General features: G+C 61.7%; 11 protein-coding genes and 2 pseudogenes. 7 read left to right on the top strand and 6 right to left on the bottom strand.

What is annotated here, in order from left to right; all coding sequences use genetic code 11:
• Positions 1 to 132: 132 nt before the first annotated feature.
• Both BCAL_RS03530 and smc read left to right on the top strand, forming a co-directional pair.
• Positions 133 to 1638 (top strand): annotated as a pseudogene (locus BCAL_RS03530) (bifunctional folylpolyglutamate synthase/dihydrofolate synthase); the annotation flags it as partial.
• 7 nt (positions 1639 to 1645) lie between these two features.
• Positions 1646 to 5308 (top strand): chromosome segregation protein SMC, encoded by a 3663-nt coding sequence (gene smc / locus BCAL_RS03525; RefSeq protein WP_043167006.1) that lies wholly within the window; start codon positions 1646 to 1648, stop codon positions 5306 to 5308.
• Here smc and BCAL_RS03520 read toward each other — a convergent pair whose 3' ends face one another.
• The 4 genes from BCAL_RS03520 to BCAL_RS03505 all read right to left on the bottom strand — a co-directional run bounded on the left by BCAL_RS03520 (position 5309) and on the right by BCAL_RS03505 (position 10653).
• Complete coding sequence (locus BCAL_RS03520) at positions 5309 to 6037, bottom strand: aspartate/glutamate racemase family protein (protein WP_043167005.1); 729 nt, start codon at positions 6035 to 6037, stop codon at positions 5309 to 5311.
• Complete coding sequence (locus BCAL_RS03515; RefSeq protein ID WP_043167004.1) at positions 6034 to 7278, bottom strand: carboxylate--amine ligase; 1245 nt, start codon at positions 7276 to 7278, stop codon at positions 6034 to 6036. Before BCAL_RS03515 ends, BCAL_RS03520 begins: the two co-directional genes overlap by 4 nt.
• 66 nt (positions 7279 to 7344) lie before the next feature.
• Entirely contained in the window at positions 7345 to 8928 is a 1584-nt protein-coding gene (locus BCAL_RS03510) for a Mur ligase family protein (RefSeq protein WP_043167003.1), read from the bottom strand.
• Positions 8929 to 9072: 144 nt separating this feature from the next.
• Positions 9073 to 10653 (bottom strand): UDP-N-acetylmuramoyl-L-alanyl-D-glutamate--2,6-diaminopimelate ligase, encoded by a 1581-nt coding sequence (locus BCAL_RS03505; protein ID WP_043167001.1) that lies wholly within the window; start codon positions 10651 to 10653, stop codon positions 9073 to 9075.
• Positions 10654 to 10898: 245 nt separating this feature from the next.
• On the opposite strand from BCAL_RS03505, the gene BCAL_RS03500 reads away from it, so the two are divergent.
• Both BCAL_RS03500 and BCAL_RS03495 read left to right on the top strand, forming a co-directional pair.
• Positions 10899 to 11639 (top strand): sigma-70 family RNA polymerase sigma factor, encoded by a 741-nt coding sequence (locus BCAL_RS03500; protein ID WP_081887240.1) that lies wholly within the window; start codon positions 10899 to 10901, stop codon positions 11637 to 11639.
• The gene (locus tag BCAL_RS03495) at positions 11636 to 11938 is read left to right on the top strand and encodes a hypothetical protein (RefSeq protein ID WP_043167000.1); all 303 of its coding nucleotides are present in this window, start codon (positions 11636 to 11638) and stop codon (positions 11936 to 11938) included. The genes BCAL_RS03500 and BCAL_RS03495 overlap by 4 nt, the downstream gene beginning before the upstream one ends.
• 235 nt (positions 11939 to 12173) lie before the next feature.
• Here the strand turns inward: BCAL_RS03495 and BCAL_RS03490 are convergent, their stop codons facing one another.
• A complete protein-coding gene (locus tag BCAL_RS03490) occupies positions 12174 to 12413 on the bottom strand; it encodes a hypothetical protein (protein ID WP_043166998.1) in 240 nt (79 codons plus the stop codon).
• Positions 12414 to 12426: 13 nt separating this feature from the next.
• Positions 12427 to 13254 (bottom strand): zinc ribbon domain-containing protein, encoded by an 828-nt coding sequence (locus BCAL_RS03485; RefSeq protein WP_238549614.1) that lies wholly within the window; start codon positions 13252 to 13254, stop codon positions 12427 to 12429.
• A 328-nt stretch (positions 13255 to 13582) separates the two neighbouring features.
• Between BCAL_RS03485 and BCAL_RS03480 the strand changes: the two genes are divergently transcribed.
• The 3 genes and pseudogenes from BCAL_RS03480 (at position 13583) to dnaE (ending at position 19991) form a co-directional block, all read left to right on the top strand.
• The gene (locus BCAL_RS03480) at positions 13583 to 14821 is read left to right on the top strand and encodes a PDDEXK-like family protein (RefSeq protein WP_160268298.1); all 1239 of its coding nucleotides are present in this window, start codon (positions 13583 to 13585) and stop codon (positions 14819 to 14821) included.
• A gap of 317 nt (positions 14822 to 15138) precedes the next feature.
• Positions 15139 to 16170, top strand: a complete 1032-nt coding sequence (locus tag BCAL_RS03475) for a helix-turn-helix transcriptional regulator (RefSeq protein WP_238549610.1) — start codon at positions 15139 to 15141, stop codon at positions 16168 to 16170.
• 267 nt (positions 16171 to 16437) lie between these two features.
• Positions 16438 to 19991 (top strand): annotated as a pseudogene (gene dnaE, locus BCAL_RS03470) (DNA polymerase III subunit alpha).
• Positions 19992 to 20090: the final 99 nt, after the last annotated feature.

Genomic DNA, 20090 nt, shown 5'->3' with positions numbered 1-20090 from the left:
GCTTCGCCCATGACCACTGTACGCCGGATTGACGGACGTTCGGGTTTCTCCGTTGGGGATGTCGGTCGGACTGCCGATCGGCTATCATTGTGTGGTTTGAGCACAGTGAAGCACAGCAGGGAGCGTAGAGGAATGTCATTCGAACATCCGAACAGGAACGGGGAGTCGATCGAGGACGTCGAGCTGGACATCATGAGCCGGCCACCGGAGCACAACACCACCAATCTCGATCTGGACCGCATGAATCTGATGCTGGACCTGCTGGGCCACCCGGAGGACTCGTTCCGCGTGATCCACGTGACCGGCACCAACGGCAAGGGCTCGACCGCGCGCATGGCCGAGGCCATCTGCCGCGCCTACGGCATGCGCACCGGCCTCTACACCTCGCCGCATCTGGAGAAGATCAACGAACGCATCGCCATCGACGGACAGGAGCTGTCCGACGACGACTTCATCGACGCGTGGGATCAGATCAAGGATCTCGTCGCCATGGTCGACAAGCAGATGAGCGAGCAGGGCAAGCCGCGCATGAGCTTCTTCGAGGTGCTCACCTCGATGGCCATCTGGAAGTTCGCCGACGCCCCGGTCGACGTGGCCGTCGTCGAGGTCGGCATGGGCGGCGCATGGGACGCCACCAACGTGCTCGACGCCGATGCGGCGATCATCGGACCAGTCGACATGGACCACATGCAGTGGCTCGGCGACACCGTCGAGCAGATCGCCGCCGAGAAGGCCGGCATCATCAAGCCCGACTGCACCGCCGTCATCGGCCCGCAGCCCCACGCCGAAGCCGTCATGCCGATCCTCGAAGCTGCCGCCGAACGCAACCACGCCAAGCTGGTGCGCGACGGCTACGAGATGGAGGTCGTCTCCCGCACCCCGGCCGTCGGCGGTCAGGTCGTCACCCTCAACACCCCGCTCGGCACGTACGAGGAGGTTCCGATCGCCAAGTTCGGCGAGCATCAGGCACACAACGCGCTCGCCGCGCTCGCCGCCTGCGAGGCGGTGATCCCCGTCTCCGGCGCGCTCGACGGCGACATCGTCGCCGAGGCGCTCTCCGGCGTGAAGATCCCCGGACGCATCGAGCAGATCCGCACCTCGCCGACCATCATCGTCGACGGCGGACACAACGTGAACGCCGCCGAATCGCTGCGCGCCGCCATCGAGGAGAACTACCACTTCGAACAGCTCGTCGGCGTCATCGCCATGATGGAGGACAAGCAGGTCGAGGAGTATCTGGGCGTGCTCGAGCCGATCCTGAGCCAGGTGGTCGTCACCGAGAACTCGTGGCGCGACCGCGTCATGCCGGCCGACGAACTGGAGAAGATCGCCGTGGAGGTGTTCGGCCGCGACCGCGTCATCAAGGAGCCGGAACTGCCCGACGCGATCCAGACCGCCGTGAACCTCGTCGACGAAGCCGACGATCTCGGCGTTGGCTACGGCCACGGCGTGCTCATCTGCGGCAGCTTCGTTACCGCGGGCGACGCGCGCACCATGCTCAAGGAGCACATGAGCCCCGTCATGAAAAAGGCGATGAGCATCCACCAGCCCGTCGTCGACCCCGACGACACGGACATCACCGACGAGACGGACTTCGACGCCGAGCAGTCCGACGAGGAAGCGACGAACAAGGACGAGTAACTAGGTGTATCTCAAGGAACTCACCCTCAAAGGCTTCAAATCCTTCGCATCCGCAACCACCCTGCGCTTCGAGCCCGGCATCACCGCCGTGGTCGGCCCCAACGGTTCAGGCAAGTCGAACATCGTCGACGCCCTGACCTGGGTCATGGGCGAACAGGGCGCGAAGAACCTGCGCGGCGCCTCGATGGAGGACGTGATCTTCGCAGGCACGTCCTCCCGACCCGCATTGGGACGCGCACAGGTCAGCCTCACCATCGACAACACCGACCACACGCTGGACATCGACTACGACGAGGTCACGATCTCGCGCACGATCTTCCGCAACGGCGGCTCCGAATACGCGATCAACGGCTCGCCATGCCGCCTGCTCGACATCCAGGAGCTTCTGAGCGACACCGGTCTGGGCCAGCAGATGCACGTCATCGTCGGTCAGGGGCGCCTCGATTCGATCCTCAAGGCCGACCCAGCAGGACACCGCGCCTTCATCGAGGAGGCCGCCGGCATCCTCAAGCATCGCAAACGCAAGGAACGCGCGTTGCGCAAGCTCGCCAACACCGAGACCAACCTCAGTCGTCTCGACGACCTTCTGGGCGAGATCCGACGCCAGATGGGCCCGCTCGGACGGCAGGCGCGAGTCTCCCGCCGCGCCGACGCCATCCAGATCACGCTGCGCGACGCCAAATCCCGCCTGTACGCCGACGACGCCGTCACCTCGACGGCGAAACGCGACGACGTGCGCGCCGAGCTCACCCGCGTGCGCGGCGAACTCACCGCGTCACGCCGCAGCCTCGCCCGGATCAAGGTGAGCATCGAGCAGGCCGAGGCCTCCATCAGCTCGTCCAGTCCGGCCCTCGACCGGCTGAATCGCACATGGCGCTCCCTGATGCAGATCCAGGAGCGGTTGCGCTCGCTGTCGGCGCTCGCCGATGAGCGCGGCGACTCCCTGCTTCGTCAGGTGATCGACAATCCGGGGGAGGATCCGACGATCCTCGAGCATCGCGCCGTCGAACTCGACGAGCAGGCGGCCGCGCAGTCCGCCGTGGCCGACAACGCGCGGATCGCACTCGACAAGGCCACCGAAGGGCGTGCGGCCGACGAGCAGCGGCTCGCAGCCGTCCGGCAGACCCTGATCGAACTGCGTCGTACCCAGCAGGAGCGGGGCGAGCGCATCGCCGGCCTGCGCGAGATGATCGCTCGCGAGGAGGGCGCCGTGCAGCTGGGCGCCGGTCGGGTCAGGGACCTCGAAACCCAATTGGCCGCGCTGGTGGAGGAGCATGGCGAGGCGGTAGGGCTGCGTGCCCGTCTCAAGGGCGAGTCGGATCCGGACGGCGACGACGGCTCCGAGGCGCTGGACGCGGCGCACACGCGCCTCGCCGACAGCCGCGACGCATTGGGCGAACTGCTCGACCGGCGCCGGGAGCTCGGCGCACGGGTGATCTCACTGGAGGCCAAGGCCGACGCGCTGAAGGACACGTTGGAGAACCGCAACGCCGCAGGCGCGCTCGAATCCGATGTTCAGGCCGGCGTGCTGGGCAGGCTCACCGATTTCATCCATGTGGCCGACGGCTGGGAGGAGGCCGTGGCGCATGCGCTCGGACGGTACGCCAGTGCGCTGGTCGTACCCGATGGAACGCACATGCTGCACGCACTCGAACGGGCACGCGTCGACCGTCTCGGCAGGGCCGTGGTCGTCAACGCGTCCGGCGAAGCCGCGTCTGCTTCGTCTGCGCCTGCTTCGTCCGTGCCGGCGTCCGCATCCGATAAGACCGCTGCGACAAGCCTTGCCTCCCTGATCGAGGCCGATCCGGACGCGTCCGATCCCGCGCTCGCCGCACGCGTCGTCGACGCGGTGCGTGCGCTGATCGGTGACTATGTGATCGCCGAAGATGCCGAGACCGCACAGCGAATGGTGTCAGATACGGCCTCCTCACGGCCCGGCATGCACGCCGTCACCCGCGAGGGTGAGGTGTTCGCCGATGGCGTGGCCGCGTCCGGAGGCTCCTCGCTGTCACAGAGCGATCTGACGTTGAACGCCAAGCGGAATCGCGCATTGAAGCAGGTCAGGGAGCTCAACGTCGAACTGGCGAAGCTCGATGCGGAGGTGAAGAGCGCGCAGGCGGTACGTGACGAGGCCGCGCGTATGGTCGATCAGGCGGTGCAGCGGCGCACGGAACGCCGTCTCAGGGCCCGCCAGGCCGAGGCATCGCTCAAGGAGGCGAACGATCGCGTCGCCGCTCTGGAACGACGCATCGCCGACCTGAAGGATCGCATCGAACGCATCGACGTCGAATGCGCATCGCATCGCGAGCGTCTCGACGATCTGAACGGGATGCTCGAGGCCGCCGGTCACGCCGATGACGGCGATGCCGATGTCGACGGTCTCACCGAGCGTGAGCGCGCGTTGGAGTCGGCGCTTTCATTGGCGCGCGATCAGGAGACGGCGGCGCGTATCGCGTGGACCGAATCGAGCCGCAAGGCCGAATCGCTGGCCCGTCAGGCGGGATTGCTGCACGCCAATGCGAAGGAGGCGGCCGAACGCCGCGCCCGTGTCGAGACGGTGAACGCGGCACGCCGGCAGCAGGCCGAACAGGCCCGGAACGTGGCCCGTGACGCCCGAGGGGCGGAGACGCTGGTGGCCGAGGCCATCGCCGATGTCGTGGATCGCCGCGACAGACTGCAGGCCGCCGCCTCCGGCCGCAACGAGGAGCTCAGGGCCCTTCGCGAACAACGCAACGCCATCGAGCCAACGGTGGGCGAGCTGGCCGCGCGCGAACACGAGCTCGACGTGGTGCGTGAGCGGCTCGCCTCCGAGCATGACCAGCTGGAGGCGAGGATCCGTGACGAGCTCGCGATGGGCGTCGAGGATCTCATCGCAGAATACGGCCCCGACAGGCCGGTGCCGGTGCTTGACGAGACCGGCGCGCCGATTCCGTTGGAGACGCCCGACGATGATGCGTATGATACGGACGCGGACGATGCGGCAGATATCCGTTACCGGACCACGCCCTATGTGCGTGCCGAGCAGGAGCGTCGCCTCGAGAAGGCGAAGCGCGATCTGACGGCCCTGGGCAAGGTGAACCCGCTGGCGGTCGAGGAGTACGCCGCGCTCGAGGAACGCAACCGGTACCTCAACGAGCAGCGTGACGACGTGGCAAGGTCCCGCGACGATCTGATGGGACTCATCGATGAACTCGACAGGACGATGGTCGGCGTGTTCCGCACCGCCTTCGACGACACCGCCAAGGCGTTCGAGTCGATGTTCGCCACCCTGTTCCCCGGCGGCACGGGCAGACTGCGTCTCGAGAACCCCGACGACATGCTGACGACCGGTGTGATCGTCGAGGCGAGTCCCGCCGGCAAGCGTGTGAAGCGACTGAGCCTGCTGTCCGGAGGCGAACGGTCCCTGACCGCGCTGGCGCTGCTGTTCGCGATCTTCACCGCGCGCCCCAGCCCGTTCTACGTGATGGACGAGGTCGAGGCCGCGCTGGATGACGTGAATCTGACGCGTCTGCTCAACGCGCTGAACAGGCTGCGCGAGCACGCCCAGCTCATCGTCATCACGCACCAGCAGCGCACGATGTCCATCGCCGACGCCCTCTACGGCGTCACGATGCGTTCCGACGGCGTCACCGCCGTCATCAGCCAGCGCATCACCAACCCCGCCTGATCAGGATAGCCGCAGTCTCTTCGCGCGCGTGATGGTATCGTCCACCAGCACCGCCTGCGCGTCGACAAGCGGCAGCTGCGGCATCGGGAACGCCTCGTTGAGCACGCTCAGCTCGGTGCATCCGAGCACGAGCGCGTCGGCGCGGCACGAGCCGGCCGGGTCGAGCATGGCGGAGAGCACCGCCTCGTATCGGCCCCGGTCGAGCCCGCGATCGCCCTTGACGTCGTCGTAGATCAGCGACGTGATGCGATCCTGCAGCTCGTCGTCCGGTTCGATGAACTCGTATCCGGCCTCCTCGGCGGCCTGACGGTACACGCCTGAGGCGCGCGATCCCATCGTGCCGAGGAATCCCAGGCGCGGGAAGCGGTCGGCCGGGTAGCGCGAGGCGAGACGAGCCACCGCGCCTCGCGGCATGTGCAGGATCGGCACGGGGGTGAGGGCCTGGAACTGATCGTAGAAGTAGTGGGCCGTGTTGCAGGTGAGCACGATGAAGCTCGCGCCGATGGCCGTGGCCTTGTCGATGTCGTCGGCGATCACGGGGAATGGGTCGTCGTCCGACTGTCCGGTGATGAACGCGGTGCGATCGGGCACGCCCGCATCGTTGAACACGACGTAGTCGAGGTAGTCCTGATCACAGGTCGCGTGGATGCCAGCGTTGACGAGACGCACGTAGCTTTCCGTGGCCAGCGATCCCATGCCGCCGAGGACGGCGAAGAACGGTCTTCTCACTTCAAATCGCCCTTCTGCTTGAAGTACTTCGCATAGCTCTTCTTATAGATCGAGAACATGTGCCGGATCATCAGCCAGCGCAGCGGGTTCATGTCCTTCGAGTACTCGAGCGTGGTGCCCCAGTCGCCGGATTTCATCATCGCGATCCCGCGGTCCTTGTCCTCGCCGTCGGCAACGTAGTCGGTGAAGATCGAACGGGGGATCTCCAGCCACAGCTTCGAGCCGCGGCCGAACACCGTGTTCCCGTCGAACGGCGTGTCCTCGACGAGATCGTCGACGAAGTATTTGGCGAGGTTGAACCCGTTGAGCGTGACGAAGTAGCTGGAGCGGCCCTGACGCAGGTTGATCTCGAACAGCTTGTACTCGCCGTCGCGCTCGTCGTACTTCATGTCGAAGTTCGCGACGCCCTCATAGCCGATGGTCTCGAGGAACGACTTGATGCGGTCGAACACCTGCTGATTGAAGTCGGGGATGATCGCCGCGTAGTTGCCGGCCGCCACGGGGGAGGGGTCCTCGAGCAGCGGGTGGCCGAGAAACATCATGCGCACGCGGTGGTGATGGTCCACATAGGCGTTGAGCACGCGCATGCGTGAGTCGTCTCCGGGGATGAAGTCCTGGATGACCATCTCGGACTTGTATCCGGCGTCGTAGGCGCGGCGGATCATCACGTCCAGATCGTCCGGATTGTCGAAGATGTACGCCTTGCGGCGGCCTTCGAAGTCGATGCTGAGCCATTCCACGGAGTTCGCCGGCTTCATGGCCACCGGGTAGTCGAAGGGCAGGTCCTTGTACGCGCCGAGCCTGACGTCCTCGGCGGTGACGGTCTTCGTCTTGGGATGCGGCAGCCCGTACTGCTCGCACAGCTGGTAGAAGGTGGCCTTGTAGGCCAGCTTGCGCGACAGCCTGATGTCGAGGGTGTTGTAGACGAAGTACCTGCGCAGATCGTCGCCGCACTGGCTTAGGAGGTTCGCGTACACGTCGCCGCAGGGGATGAGCAGCAGCGCGCGATCGGGGTCCTCCGCCTTCATCCGCTTGCCGAGACTCAGCATGAAGTCGCGGAAGGTGACGAAGTTGTCGAAATCGGGCACGATGTGGACGTTGACGATCCTGCTGAACTTCGTGGGGCTCAGCTGGAAGTAGGCGTAGGCGTCCGAGACGATGCCGTACTCCTCATGGAATGCACGGGCCATGCCGTACACGTTGATGTCGCTACCGAGCAGAATCGGTTGAAATCGGGTCATGGTTGCTCACCTTACTCCATGTGTGACGATGGAAAACTGTGATGATGGAAAACGCATCGGAAGGCGTCACGCGGCCGCAAGGCCGAGCTCGCGGCGCACGATGGTCGCGTCCCCGGGCCAGTAGACCGCCTTGCCGTTGATGATGTTGCGGGTCTCGTGCCCCTTGCCGATGACCAGCACGATGTTGAAGCGGCCGTCGCGGTCGGTGGATTCGCGCGCCTCGCGGATCGCGGTGACGATGGCCTGCTCGCGGTCGACGATGATGTTCACGCGCTGCCTGCCGTCGTCGGGGACGAACGAGGCCATCTCCTCGCAGATCTTGCGCGGATCCTCGAAGTTCGGATCGTCAAGGGTGAAGATGAACGACTCGGCGCGGCCCAGCGCGCCCTTGACGATGCCCTCGCGCCGATCGATGGCCTTGCCTCCGGTGGTGCCGGACACCAGCGTGATGCGCGGATCGCGCTCGCCATACACGCGGATCATCTCGTCGACGAGCGCCTTGGTGGACAGGTAGTTGTGTGCGAAGTCGACGTACACGTGCATGCCGTCGGAGGCGATGAAACGCTCCATGCGGCCCGGCACGTGCACGGTCTCGACGGCGGCCATGGCCTCGTCGCCGAACGGCACGCCGGCCTTCATCGCGATGGTGATCGCGGCGGCGGCGTTGAGGAAGTTGAACTCGCCGAGCATGTCCAGCTCATACGGGAGGGCCTTGCCGTCGCAGGCGACGACGAATCCGGTCTTGAGGCTCGGATCGGCGGCGACGACGACGTCGACGGGCGTGTGATGGCCGTCGGACGGATCATGCAGCGCGAACGTCGTCACCGGCACGTCGTGCGCGGCCGCGTCCTCGAAGAGCAGGCCGACATGCGCCGAGTCGGCGCCGATCACCATCGCGCGAGAGTTGGCGATGATCTGGCGCTTGCAGTGGAAGTAGTCCTCGAACGTGGGGTGCTCGATCGGGGAGATGTGGTCGGGGGAGATGTTGAGGAAGGCTCCCACGTCGAAGGTGAGACCGTATACGCGCTGGATCTTGTACGCCTGGGAGCTGACCTCCATGACGAGGTAGCGCATGCCGTTGTCGACCGCCTGACGCATCATGCGGAACGCGTCGAGCGGTTCGGGGGTGGTGAGCTGGGACGGGGAGAACGTGCGGCCGTCGAGGCATACGGCGATCGAGCTCATCATCGCGGCGTGCCCGTCCGAATAGGCGTTGAGGATCGCGTGCGTGAGGTAGTCGGTGGTGGTCTTGCCCTTGGTGCCGGTGATGCCGACCAGCGTGAGCTCGTCCTGCGGGCGTCCGTAGAACTCGGCGGAGAGCAGGCTCATCGCCTTGTGCACGTTCTCGACGATCAGGCCGACGGCCTTCGTGCGGTCCGAATGATCCTCCTCGGCCACGTAGACGGCAAGTCCGCGTTCGTCGATGCCGTTGAGGAACTCCGGCTTGAACCGGCCCTTGACGAACAGCAGCGATCCCTCGCGCACCTGGCGGGTGTCGTAGGTGATCGCGGGGATCGGCCTGTCGGCGTCCGGCAGATGCGTGGCGTCGAGCGTCCAGCGTTCGGGCGTGATGATCTCGCGCAGCAGGTGGTGATCTTCCAACAGCTTGGCCGCGGAGGCGAGGCTCAGCGGCGAAGTCGTGGTGGGCATGGCGTGTACTCCTAGTGTCGTGCGGCGCGCGGGTCTCGCGTGCGTCACCGCACGATACTACTCCACGGATGTGTTCATCCGATGTTCATCAACGGTTGCCTGCATCCCCTCCCGGGGCAGGCGGTTCAGATGGATCATGCGGAATCAGGCGCCGAGCAGACGCGCGACCACCCGGTCGTCGCCCTCGTACGGCACGTGCTTGTTGAGATCCTTGATCCAGCGTTCGTGACCCTTGCCGATGACGAGGACCACGTCATGCCTGCGCGGGTGGGCGCGAGCCTCGTCCAGGGCGTCGGTGATGGCGGCGACACGGTCGATGATCGTGGTCGTCGCGACCCGGTCGTTCGTCACGAAGGAGCGCATGTCGCGGCAGATGTCCTCATACGGCTCGGTGTCGGTGTCCTCGGCCGTGAACACGAACCGTGCGATGCGGTCCTGCGCCGCCTCGACGATCTCGCGGCGGCGGTCGTACGCCTTGTTGCCGGCCGATCCGGCGACGAGTGTGATGTACGGGTGTTCGCCGTTGCCGCCCCAGCGCTCGTATACGAAGTCGAGCAGCGCCCTGACGGAGGTGTAGTTGTGCGCGTAGTCGACGATCACATCGGTGTCGGAGTCCTCGTCCCGGGTGAGCTCCATGCGTCCCGAGACGCGCGTGGGCTCCATCGCGTGCAGCGTTTCGATCGCATCCGCGGGCACGCCGGCGGCGTGGGCGATGCTTACCGCGGCGAGGGCGTTCTCGTAGTTGAAGTCGCCGACCAGATGCAGACGGTATCGGCCCAGATCATGTCCGTCAAGACGCATGAGATAGGAGTCGTGCGAGGCGTCGGCGGGCCAGGAGGTCGCATCGACGCCGGAAGCGTCAGGATTGGCGGCCGACTCGGTGGCCGGCTCGTCCAGCAGAGCGAAGTCGCGCACCGGCACGCCGGCGGCGGCCGCATCCTGACGGATCAGATCGGCGTGGTCCGCGCGGGCGTTGAGAATCAGCGTACGGGAGTTGGCAGTGATCTGGCGCTTGCAGTACAGGTAGTCCTCGAACGTCGGATGCTCGATCGGGGAGATGTGGTCGGGGGAGATGTTGAGGAACGCGCCCACGTCGAACGTGAACCCGTAGACGCGATGCACCTTGTACGCCTGGGAGCTGACCTCCATGACGAGGTAGCGCATGCCGCCGTCGACCGCCTCGCGCATCATGCGCACCGCGTCGAGCGATTCGGGGGTGGTCAGATCCGATTCGACGTAGGTGTGGCCGTCGAGGCAGTTGTCGACCGAGGAGAAGAGCGCGCAGCGGCCGCCCGAATACGCGTTGAGGATCGCCTGCGTGAAGTACGCGGTGGTGGTCTTGCCCTTGGTGCCGGTGATGCCGATCAGCGTGAGCTCGTCCTGCGGGCGTCCGTAGAACTCGGTGGCGAGCAGGGCCAGGGCCTTGCGTGCGTCGTCGACGATCAGGCCGGGCGCCTTCGTGCGTTCGGACAGGTCGGTTTCGGCCACGTACGCGGCGAGTTCCCTCTCATCGCAGCCGTCGAGGAACTCCGGCCTGAAGCGTCCCTTGCATACCAGCAGCGATCCCTCGCCGACCTGACGGGTGTCGTAGGTGATGGAGGCGAACGGTGCGTCCGCGCCGTCGATGCCGTCGGTGTCGAGCGTCCACGAGTCGCTGTGGATCACCTCCCGCAGCAGATGATGCCGGTTGAGCAGTTCGGCGGCGGAAGCGAGGGTCAGAGCCATGGGGAGGTCCTTTCGGCGTGATGGGCGATTGGTGCAGGTGCTGTCCGGAAGGCACCCGACGATGTCGCTCCCACTGTGCGCGACGATTCTGGGAGACCTCTGGACGGTTTCTCAAACATCCATAAACCGTTCCCAGTATACGAGCGACGAGCCGATTACAATGGGCGGACGTGACCACACAGACGAACGGGACCGCGACGAACGAGACTCTCGCCGAACGGCGCGAGCGGTTCGAACGACTCGCCATGCCGGCGCTCAACGCGCTCTATCGGCAGGCGATGAGACTCACCAACAACCCGGAGGACGCGCAGGATCTCGTGCAGGATACGTTCGAGAAGGGATTCAAGGCGTTCGACTCGTTCCAGGAGGGCACGAACTTCGAGGCGTGGATGACCACGATCGAACGCAACACCTACTTCAACCAGTACGCGAAGGCCAAGCGCAGGCCGCAGCGCGCCAACGACGCGGACGGCGAATACGACGACTGGGACATCTACGAGGCCTCCGAGCACACCTCAGACGGGCTCAAGTCCGCCGAGGACGAGTACCTCGACGCGTTCGCCCCCGAGGAGATCATGCAGGCCCTGTCCAAACTGTCGCCGGAACGCCGGCAGGTGTTCATCGACGCGGCGATCGACGGCAAGTCGTACCAGCAGGTCGCCGACGAGCAGGGTGTGAAGATCGGTACGGTGATGAGCCGACTCAACCGTGCGCGCACGCAGTTGAAGCGCGAGCTCGCCTCCTACGCGCGCGAGCATGGCTACGGCACGCAGCTGCCGTCGGGTTCATCGAAGGCAAGGTCCGGTAAGTCCGGTAATGCGTCCGCAGTCTCGACGCCATCCGGTTCGCCGAAGGCAAAGTCCGGTGAAAAACCGCTTCGGGGACTTGATTCCGGCGATAATGAAGATGATGCCTCCCTGAGGGGCCGTGGAATCGACGGAATCGACGAAGCCCCGCATTCGAAGCGAAGGAAGGAGATGCGATGAACGGACGACATGTGGAGCATGTGCGTCATATCTCCATCACCCGCACATCGGCCGACGGCGTGGTCAGTCATATCAGTCATACGGAGGTGCGCATCAGCGATGCGGACGACGCCGACATCTACGACGCCGATGCGTGTGATGGCGTGGCGGACGGCGACTGTTTCGACCCGTCGACCTGCTGTTCCGAACGCGAGCAGGCGATGATCGCCGCGCTGCGCGCCTACCTGCGCCCCGACGAGGCGCCGGAGTGCCTCAAGACCCGTATCAAGGAGTGCCTCGACCACTGCTGCGGTCAGTGAACTGGTCGGATTCTCTGACTCCGCCATCTGATAAGGCGCTCTTGCATGAGTAGCGTACGGAGATCGGGATAATATGCATCCCAATCTCTGATCCCGTACGCTCAGTTGCATTCAGCGTACGTGGATCGGGGTGGTAATCACACTATCACCCGTTTTCGTATGGTTAGTCTCGCCCAGCATACGAAAACGGGTGATAACGTGATTATCACCCCGAGGGACGTATGCAGACGCACACTCACCGTACGTTATTCGGGATAGACCGAGTGGAGCCGTGGTCGTTGACGTTGACGTACGTCGATGATTGTTCGGGGCTCGTGATCCTGATGCCGTTGTTATATGTCCAGGATTGATCGAGCTTGTACAGTGTGGTGGCGAAGGCCATGATAAGCAGCATCGCCACGAGAATAGCGAGTATCTTCAGAACCTGTACGCGGAGTTGGTCGCGTTCCGGTGAATACTGGTCGTTCATATTCATGTTGTTGTCTTCCTCAATGTCGGTTATTCAGGTCGTTTCGTAGATCCTGTAGTGTTCTGGTCTGTCGTTTCGCCTCGAATGCCTGACTGACTTGGGCGAGGGCGGATATGACGAGCGCAATAGTCTGCTTCCGGGTCTCCTGAACCTTGTTCCATTCAAGTTGCTCCAGCCTCCGGCGATGGTCGTATTCCTCCCACAGGCTGGCAGCGGTGTTGAAATCGTCGGCGCGTCCGCATATGAGCATCTGCAGAATGTAGGCGTTCGCCTTCCCGTTGCGGCAGGAGGCGGGCAGCAGTAGCAGGGTTGGCCGCATGGTCTTGCGGATGTCGGCGATGGTCCGCTCGTCGGTGGCGATTGCCGGATATAGCGCAGGAAGCAAGTTTTCGACGTTGTGTTTGAACACCCTGAGCTGGTTCAGGCCGACGAGTAGCGGGATGATGCCGATTGCGCATGCGATCAGCACGAAGACCGGATCCTGGTGGTTCCACGGCTCGCAGATGATCGCATAGTGTAGTGCGCCCGCACCGATGAGTCCGGACAACAGTAGACAGGCCAGCCCGATGTCGTATTCCGTCTTGTTTCTCCTCATGAGTTCATAGGCGGATCGGATGCCGTTCTCTATCGCGTCGATCCGTGCGAACTGCTCGTCAAGCGATGTGAGCAGTTTGATCAGTTGAGCGGAGGACATCCGCCCCAAAGAAAGCATCCTGACCGAATGAGGCATAGCTGTCGGCGACGGTTCCCTGAGGTCGTCGGATGCGACGGCGGATCTCGTTCCGCATTTCACACAGAACATCGCGTCGCCAAGCAGATTCGCACCACAATGACGACAGAACATCATGAAACGCACCTCAATTCCCTGTAGACGGAGAGTATGTCTCCGCAGCCGTTCGTGCAGACATCCCGTCAATCACACGAAGTCCACGAATGATTGCGATCATGCCCAGTTCCAGTATCGCGGAGCGCTTTGTTAGCAGGTAGATTTCTACCGGTGGAAGTGAATTCATACAATGATGAAAGCGGCACATTCAAGTGATAAGTAATGATAGAGCGATGCCGCTGTGGGGCACTAAGTTTATCTATAGCGAATATCTGCTTGACTTGAGTTCATAAGTAATGTAATCTCTTAATGAGATGTTATGATTCGTTCAAGGTTGAAGGTACGCTATATGTCAGACAAACAATCATCAATCGAAGTTCAAGCGATGAAGATGCTCGCGGATGACGATTTTCTTGCACTGGATTCTCGATTGAATCGTCCTAATGTGTTTGAAGCCGTGAACTTGGGACATGCCGAAATTCGTCACTCGGCCTTCCTTGCATGGCTTCTGAATCCTTCCAATCCGCATGGGTTGGGTGATTTGTTCATACGGCGACTACTTGCCGAGCTTTTCGAGGAAAACCCTTCAGGAGGGTTTGCCTCGTTGGCCGCCGATGACCTGACGGAGCTGAAAGTCGTTCGTGAATCCGAATCAAATATTGACCTCCTGATTCGCACTCAGGATAATCGTCTGGTGGTGTGTGTCGAGAACAAGATTTTTTCCGGTCTGCATGACAGACAGCTAGATCGATACCATCGATATGCCGAGCATATGTATGGGGAATATCGTTACCGGCTGTATGTGTTGTTGACTCCTGCCGGCTATGAGCCTCCGGATGAACAGAGCGAAAACCCTTCAGTGTGGCTGCCATTTTCATACTCTTCGTTGGCTGAAGTGATGGAATCTCTGATCCCATATGCCAATGGCCGTGCTCGTATCTGCATAGAGGACTACATTTCACTTCTAAAGAAGGAGAACATCATGGAAGATGACGAACTGGACGAGCTTGCGTCGAAGCTGTATGGAAGATATCGCGGGGTATTTGACTTGGTCAACGAGCGTTGCGCCGGACAAGCCGGCGTCGCCGGTTATCTTCGCGGAATCTACCTATCCGTACTCAACGAGTATAAGAAATCCGGCAGGTTCTCCGACTGTGTTCCCTTGGACTTCACCGGAGTCTACCTGTCGTTCCATACTGCCGGCATGGATGCATACCTGCATAATGACCGTTCCCGGGCAGGGACGTGGGGTAATCCCAGCGATACCTATCATTACTGGGTTTATCCAACTTTATTGAAACCTACCATAAAGCTGGAACTTGGTCCTTTCGGTCAACCTTCAGATGTCATTCAGGCGATGGAATCGTTGCGGAGAGTTGCGAAAGCCCGGAACCCTGAAATCAGTCCTGACAGCCATTATCGTGTCGTCAAATCCATTCCTGCGCGTATAGACGAGACTGAAACGGTTAACGCTGATGATGTTGACGTCGAGGGCGTCAAGAATAAACTCCGTAAGGCATTAGACAACATGCTCGATTTCGAGAAAAAGACACTGGACGAGCTGGGAGTTATTCCTGTGGCCCAGTGACCGTCTGTATTATTGGGCGGTATGCTTCCCTCTATATCTGCTACTAGTCAGTGGAAGCAGAGCCTTCGGTCTGAGCGCCAACTGAGAGGGTAATTCGCGGCTCCTTCATCCAACGATTCCGTCGATGGGGGAGCCGTTGCGTTATGGCTGGGCGCTATGGCTGGCGACGCATCACCTGTCTTTTCCGGTGGGTGAATACCCGTATCGTCAGTATCAGAGGACATATAATGAACGGGTAGTTTTCTACCGGTCGTCCATGTTTCAATTGTGATTCGGTCGACCATGCCGAAAGGATGTGTCTTATGGAACGAGATTCGGTGCGCAAGGGCGGTTCTCGGTCGGAGATCATCATCGGGATCTTGGAACTGCTTGACGAGAACACAGATCGCGAGCATGGAGTCACCGCCGCATGGCTGGCCGATCAGCTCGGCATCACCGTGAAGACGATCAGGGGACATCTGTACGCACTGCGGGAGATGCGGCCATTCGGTCGCAAGGTTGATCGGATAGAGAGAGGCGACCTCAAGGATGCGGAAAGTCCCGATCCTCGTCCCGGCTGGTACATCGAGCCGGTGTTCGACACCGCACAGATGCGGCTGCTCGCCGACGGTGCGGCGTTGTCCCGTTCGGACGGGGAGTACATTCAGGATCTGGTCGCCAAGATCTACGCCTTCGCCGGCCGTTCCGACCAGCTCGGCATACGTGGACCGCTGATGACTCCAAAGCACTACAATCGGGAGTTCCTCAACAACATCGAACGGTTGAATGACGCCATCGCCCATGAGCGGAGCATCCGCTTCCACTACTGCACGTATGATGTCAGTGGCGAGCTCGTGCCCAGACTCGGGGAGGATGGCCGTCCGAGGGAATATGCCGCCGACCCGTACGATCTACGGTACAAGAACGAGAAGTACTATCTCATCTGCCATCTCCAACCCTACGACAATCTGGCCTATCTGCACGTCGAGCGCATTCGTGATCTAATGGTTGATGGAAACGACCACACACTGGATCGCTCGTTCGACAGCTTCACCGACGAGAGCGGGGCTCCGATCGATCTCACAGCCTTCATGGATGAACGTCCCTATCCATCTCCGGGTCCTGCGATACCGGTGCGACTGCGTGTCGAAGGTGGTCTCGAACCGGTGTTCGACTGGTTTCCCGACGCGCAGGCCACGCAGGTCGGTGACAGCGTTTATGAGGTGACCGTCAAGGCGACTCCGTGGTCAACGATTTGGTGGGCTCTGCAATATACCAACAGTGGCGTCCGCATCACGGTCCTGGAGCCGGAGTCGATCCGTGCTGAACTGCGCAGAGCCGGACATATCCTGCTTGAGCGGTATGAGTGAGGCGACTTCGAGTTTCCCCATCAGCATTCCAGTTACTCCGCGTCGGGAAAGATGATGGATATGGGCCGCACTGCGCATGATGCCCAATCCACATTTGATTCCGTACGTACGGTGAATCATCATCGATATCGGTGGTCCATTCAAGCTTTATACTCATCAATCTGCCCTCCGTGACGCATATGGGATGTTGATATCGAATCTATATACGTCGGAATTCGACAGGTAGTTTTCTACCTATCCGGGGAATTGCATCGTATCGTCCCGCATATGAACGGAAATGGCAATTTCGTGCATTTGCATAATCACACGCATTACTCGCTGCTCGACGGGGCGTCGAAAATTCCGGCCCTTGCGGATCAGGTCCGGGCACTGGGCATGCCGGCGGTCGGCATCACGGACCACGGCAACATGCACGGCGCGTATGAGATGTACGCGGACTGCGTGGCCAACGGCGTCAAGCCGATCATCGGGATTGAGGCGTATGTGACGCCGGAGACGGCGCGCCAGGACAAGTCGCGTGTGCACTGGGGCACCGAGGCGCAGCGGGGTGACGACGTCTCCGGCGGCGGCTGGTATACGCATCTGACGATGTGGGCAAGCAGCAACGAGGGGTTGTCGAATCTCATCAAGGCGTCATCCGTGGCCAATCTTGAGGGACGGGTGTCGAAATACCCTCGTATGGACAATGATGTGCTTTCGACCTATTCGAAGGGTGTGATCGCGTCGTCGGGCTGTCCGTCGGGCATCATCCAGACGAGGCTTCGTTTGGGGCAGTTTGATGAGGCGTTGCGTGCGGCGGGGGAGTTCCAGGACATCTTCGGGCGGGACAATTTCTACATCGAGCTGATGCGACACGGCCTCGATGCGGAGGATCGTGTGCAGTCCGGTCTGCTGACGATCGCGAGGAAGCTTGATGCGCCGTTGCTGGCGACGAACGATTCGCATTACGTGCATGCGGAGGATGCGGAGGCGCAGGATGCGATGTTGTGTATCAACTCGGGGTCGCATCTGGATGATCCGAACCGGTTCAAGTTCGATGGTACGGGCTATTACATCAAGCCGGCCGAGGAGATGCGCGAGCTGTTCCGGGAGTTTCCCGAGGCGTGTGACAACACGTTGGAGGTGGCGGAACGCTGCAACGTGATCTTCGATGATCATGAGGACGGCGCGTTCATGCCGCAGTTCGACTGCCCGGAGGAGTGGGACGAGACCTCGCTGTTCCTTAAGGAGGTGGAGCGTGGTCTGGAGAGACGCTACGACGGCCATCCTCCGCTGGATGTCCTTCGTCAGGCGGATTACGAGTGCGGCGTGATCTGTCAGATGCAGTTCTGCGGTTACTTCCTGGTGGTGGCGGACTATATTCAGTGGGCGAAGGATCACGGGATCATGGTGGGGCCGGGTCGTGGTTCGGCTGCGGGTTCGATGGTGGCGTATGCGATGGGTATCACCGAGCTGGATCCGTTGAAGCATGGCCTGATCTTCGAGAGGTTCCTGAATCCGGAGCGTGTGAGTCTGCCGGATATCGATGTGGACTTCGACCCGGAAGGCGCCTGCGTGTCCTCGACTATGTTGCTGATAAATACGGGCGTGATAAAGTCGCCCAGTGCGTGACCTATGGCACCATCAAGACGAAGCAGGCGTTGAAGGATTCGGCGCGCATCATGGGCTACGAGTTCGCGATGGGCGACAGAATCACCAAAGCATTGCCGCCGGCGGAGACCGGTGGCAATGATATCAGCCTGCACGATATTTTCGATTCGACGTCGAAGCGGTATGCGGAGGCGCGTGAGTTCCGTGAGCTCTACGAGTCGGATCATGACGTGCACATGGTCGTCGACAAGGCGAAGACGATCGAGGGTCTGATTCGTCAGACGGGTGTGCATGCGTGTGCGACGATCATGGGTAGTGAGCCGATCACGGATACGTCCCCGTTGTTGGAGCGTACGGATGGTACGGTGACGACCACGTTCGAGTATCACACGTGCGAGACGCTGGGGCTGGTGAAGATGGACTTCCTGGGGTTGTCCAACCTGACGATCATCCAGGATACGCTTCGGAACATCGAGGCGAACGGCAAGCCGGCGATCGACTACACGAGGATCCCGTTGGATGACAGGGCGACGTACGAGCTGTTGTCGCGTGGTGACACGCTGGGCGTGTTCCAGTTGGATTCCGATGGCATGCGCAGTCTGCTCAAGATGCTGAAGCCGGATAACTTCAACGACATCTCGGCTTTGATCGCGCTGTATCGTCCGGGTCCGATGTCGATGGAGTCGCATATCAACTACGCCAAGCGCAAGAACGGGTTGCAGAGGATCACGCCGATCCACCCGGAGCTGGATGAGCCGCTTCGTCAGGTGCTTGACGAGACGTATGGTCTGATCATCTACCAGGAGCAGGTGCAGTCGGCGGCGCGTATCCTGGCGGGCTATTCGCTGGGCAAGGCCGATGTGCTGCGGCGTGCGATGGGCAAGAAGAAGCCGGAGGTGCTGGCCAAGGAGAAGATCCCGTTCTTCGCGGGCATGAAGGAGCACGGCTATTCGGAGGAGGCGTCGCAGGCCGTGTGGGACGTGCTGGTCCCGTTCTCGGGGTATGCGTTCAACAAGGCGCATTCGGCCGCGTATGGTTTGATCTCGTATTGGACCGCGTATTTGAAGACGCATTATCCGGTGGAGTTCATGGCGGCCCTCCTGCAGGGTACGAAGGGCAGCAAGGACAAGACCGCGTTGTACCTGGGTGAGGCGCGGCGCATGGGCATCCAGGTGCTGTCGCCGGATGTCAACGAGTCGCAGTTCGCGTATTCGGCCGTGGGTGACGTGGTGCGTTTCGGCTTGGGGGCGATCCGCAACGTGGGTGAGAAGCCGGTGGCGGATATCATCGCGGAGCGTTCGGGGGGTCATGGTCGGTATGTGAACTTCATGGACTTCATTCGTCGCGTGCCGTTGACCGCGTTGAACAAGCGTCTGGTGGAGTCGTTGATCAAGGCGGGTGCGTTCGATTCCATCGACCCCAACCGGCGAGCGCTCTACGAGATCCACGAAGCCGCGATCGATTCGGTCGTCAGCCTCAAGCGCAAGCAGGCCGAGGGCCAGTTCGACCTGTTCTCCGATGACGAGGACGGTGGCGCCGAGGCGATGGGCGACGCGTCCATCACCGTGCCCGACGTGGAGGAGTGGGACAAGAAGACCAAGCTCAACTTCGAACGCGAGATGCTCGGCCTGTACGTCTCCGACCATCCGCTTTCCGGCATGTCCGCCGTGCTGGCGGGTCTGCGTGAGATGTCGATCGCGCACCTCATCGACCGTGCTCGCACCATGGGCGACGGCCAGCAGGTCACCCTCGCCGGACTCGTCACCAACGTGGACCGCCGCGTCTCCAAGAAGGGCAACGCGTGGGCGATCGTCACCATCGAGGATCTGGAAAGCTCCATCCAATGCCTGTTCTTCTGCAAGATATACGAGACATGCGCTGCGCAGCTTTGCGTCGATCAAATCGTACAGATTCGGGGACGTGTGGATCGACGTGATGAAACCACCACGATCAGAGTGACGGGGATGCGCGTACCTGATACGGAGGATCGGGATGGGAAGCCGCTCGTCATTCTCCTGCCGAGTTCATCAGCGACTCGAGCCAATATGACCAGACTCAGGCAGATACTCGTCGACCACCCTGGACTCAGCGAGGTAAAGCTTGCTCTGCTCGACGCTGCAGGCAATGCGGAGGTTCTTACCTTCGGCGACCGATTCCGCGTCAGAAAGGAGACGTCGTTGTTCGCCGAACTCAAGGTCATGTTCGGTTCCAACTGTCTGTCATCGATTTGACATCGCTGCGGGCCTATCTGCGCCACGGGTGAACGGTGCATGTCCCGCCGGCAACGTCCGGTGAGACGCGCGGTTGAGAACGTCTGCGTGTTGTGGCAT

The organism is Bifidobacterium callitrichos DSM 23973 (genome assembly GCF_000741175.1).
GTDB classification, from domain to species: domain Bacteria; phylum Actinomycetota; class Actinomycetes; order Actinomycetales; family Bifidobacteriaceae; genus Bifidobacterium; species Bifidobacterium callitrichos.
The sequence above is the reverse complement of the archived record's forward strand: the minus strand, read 5'-3'. Positions and strand labels throughout refer to the sequence as shown.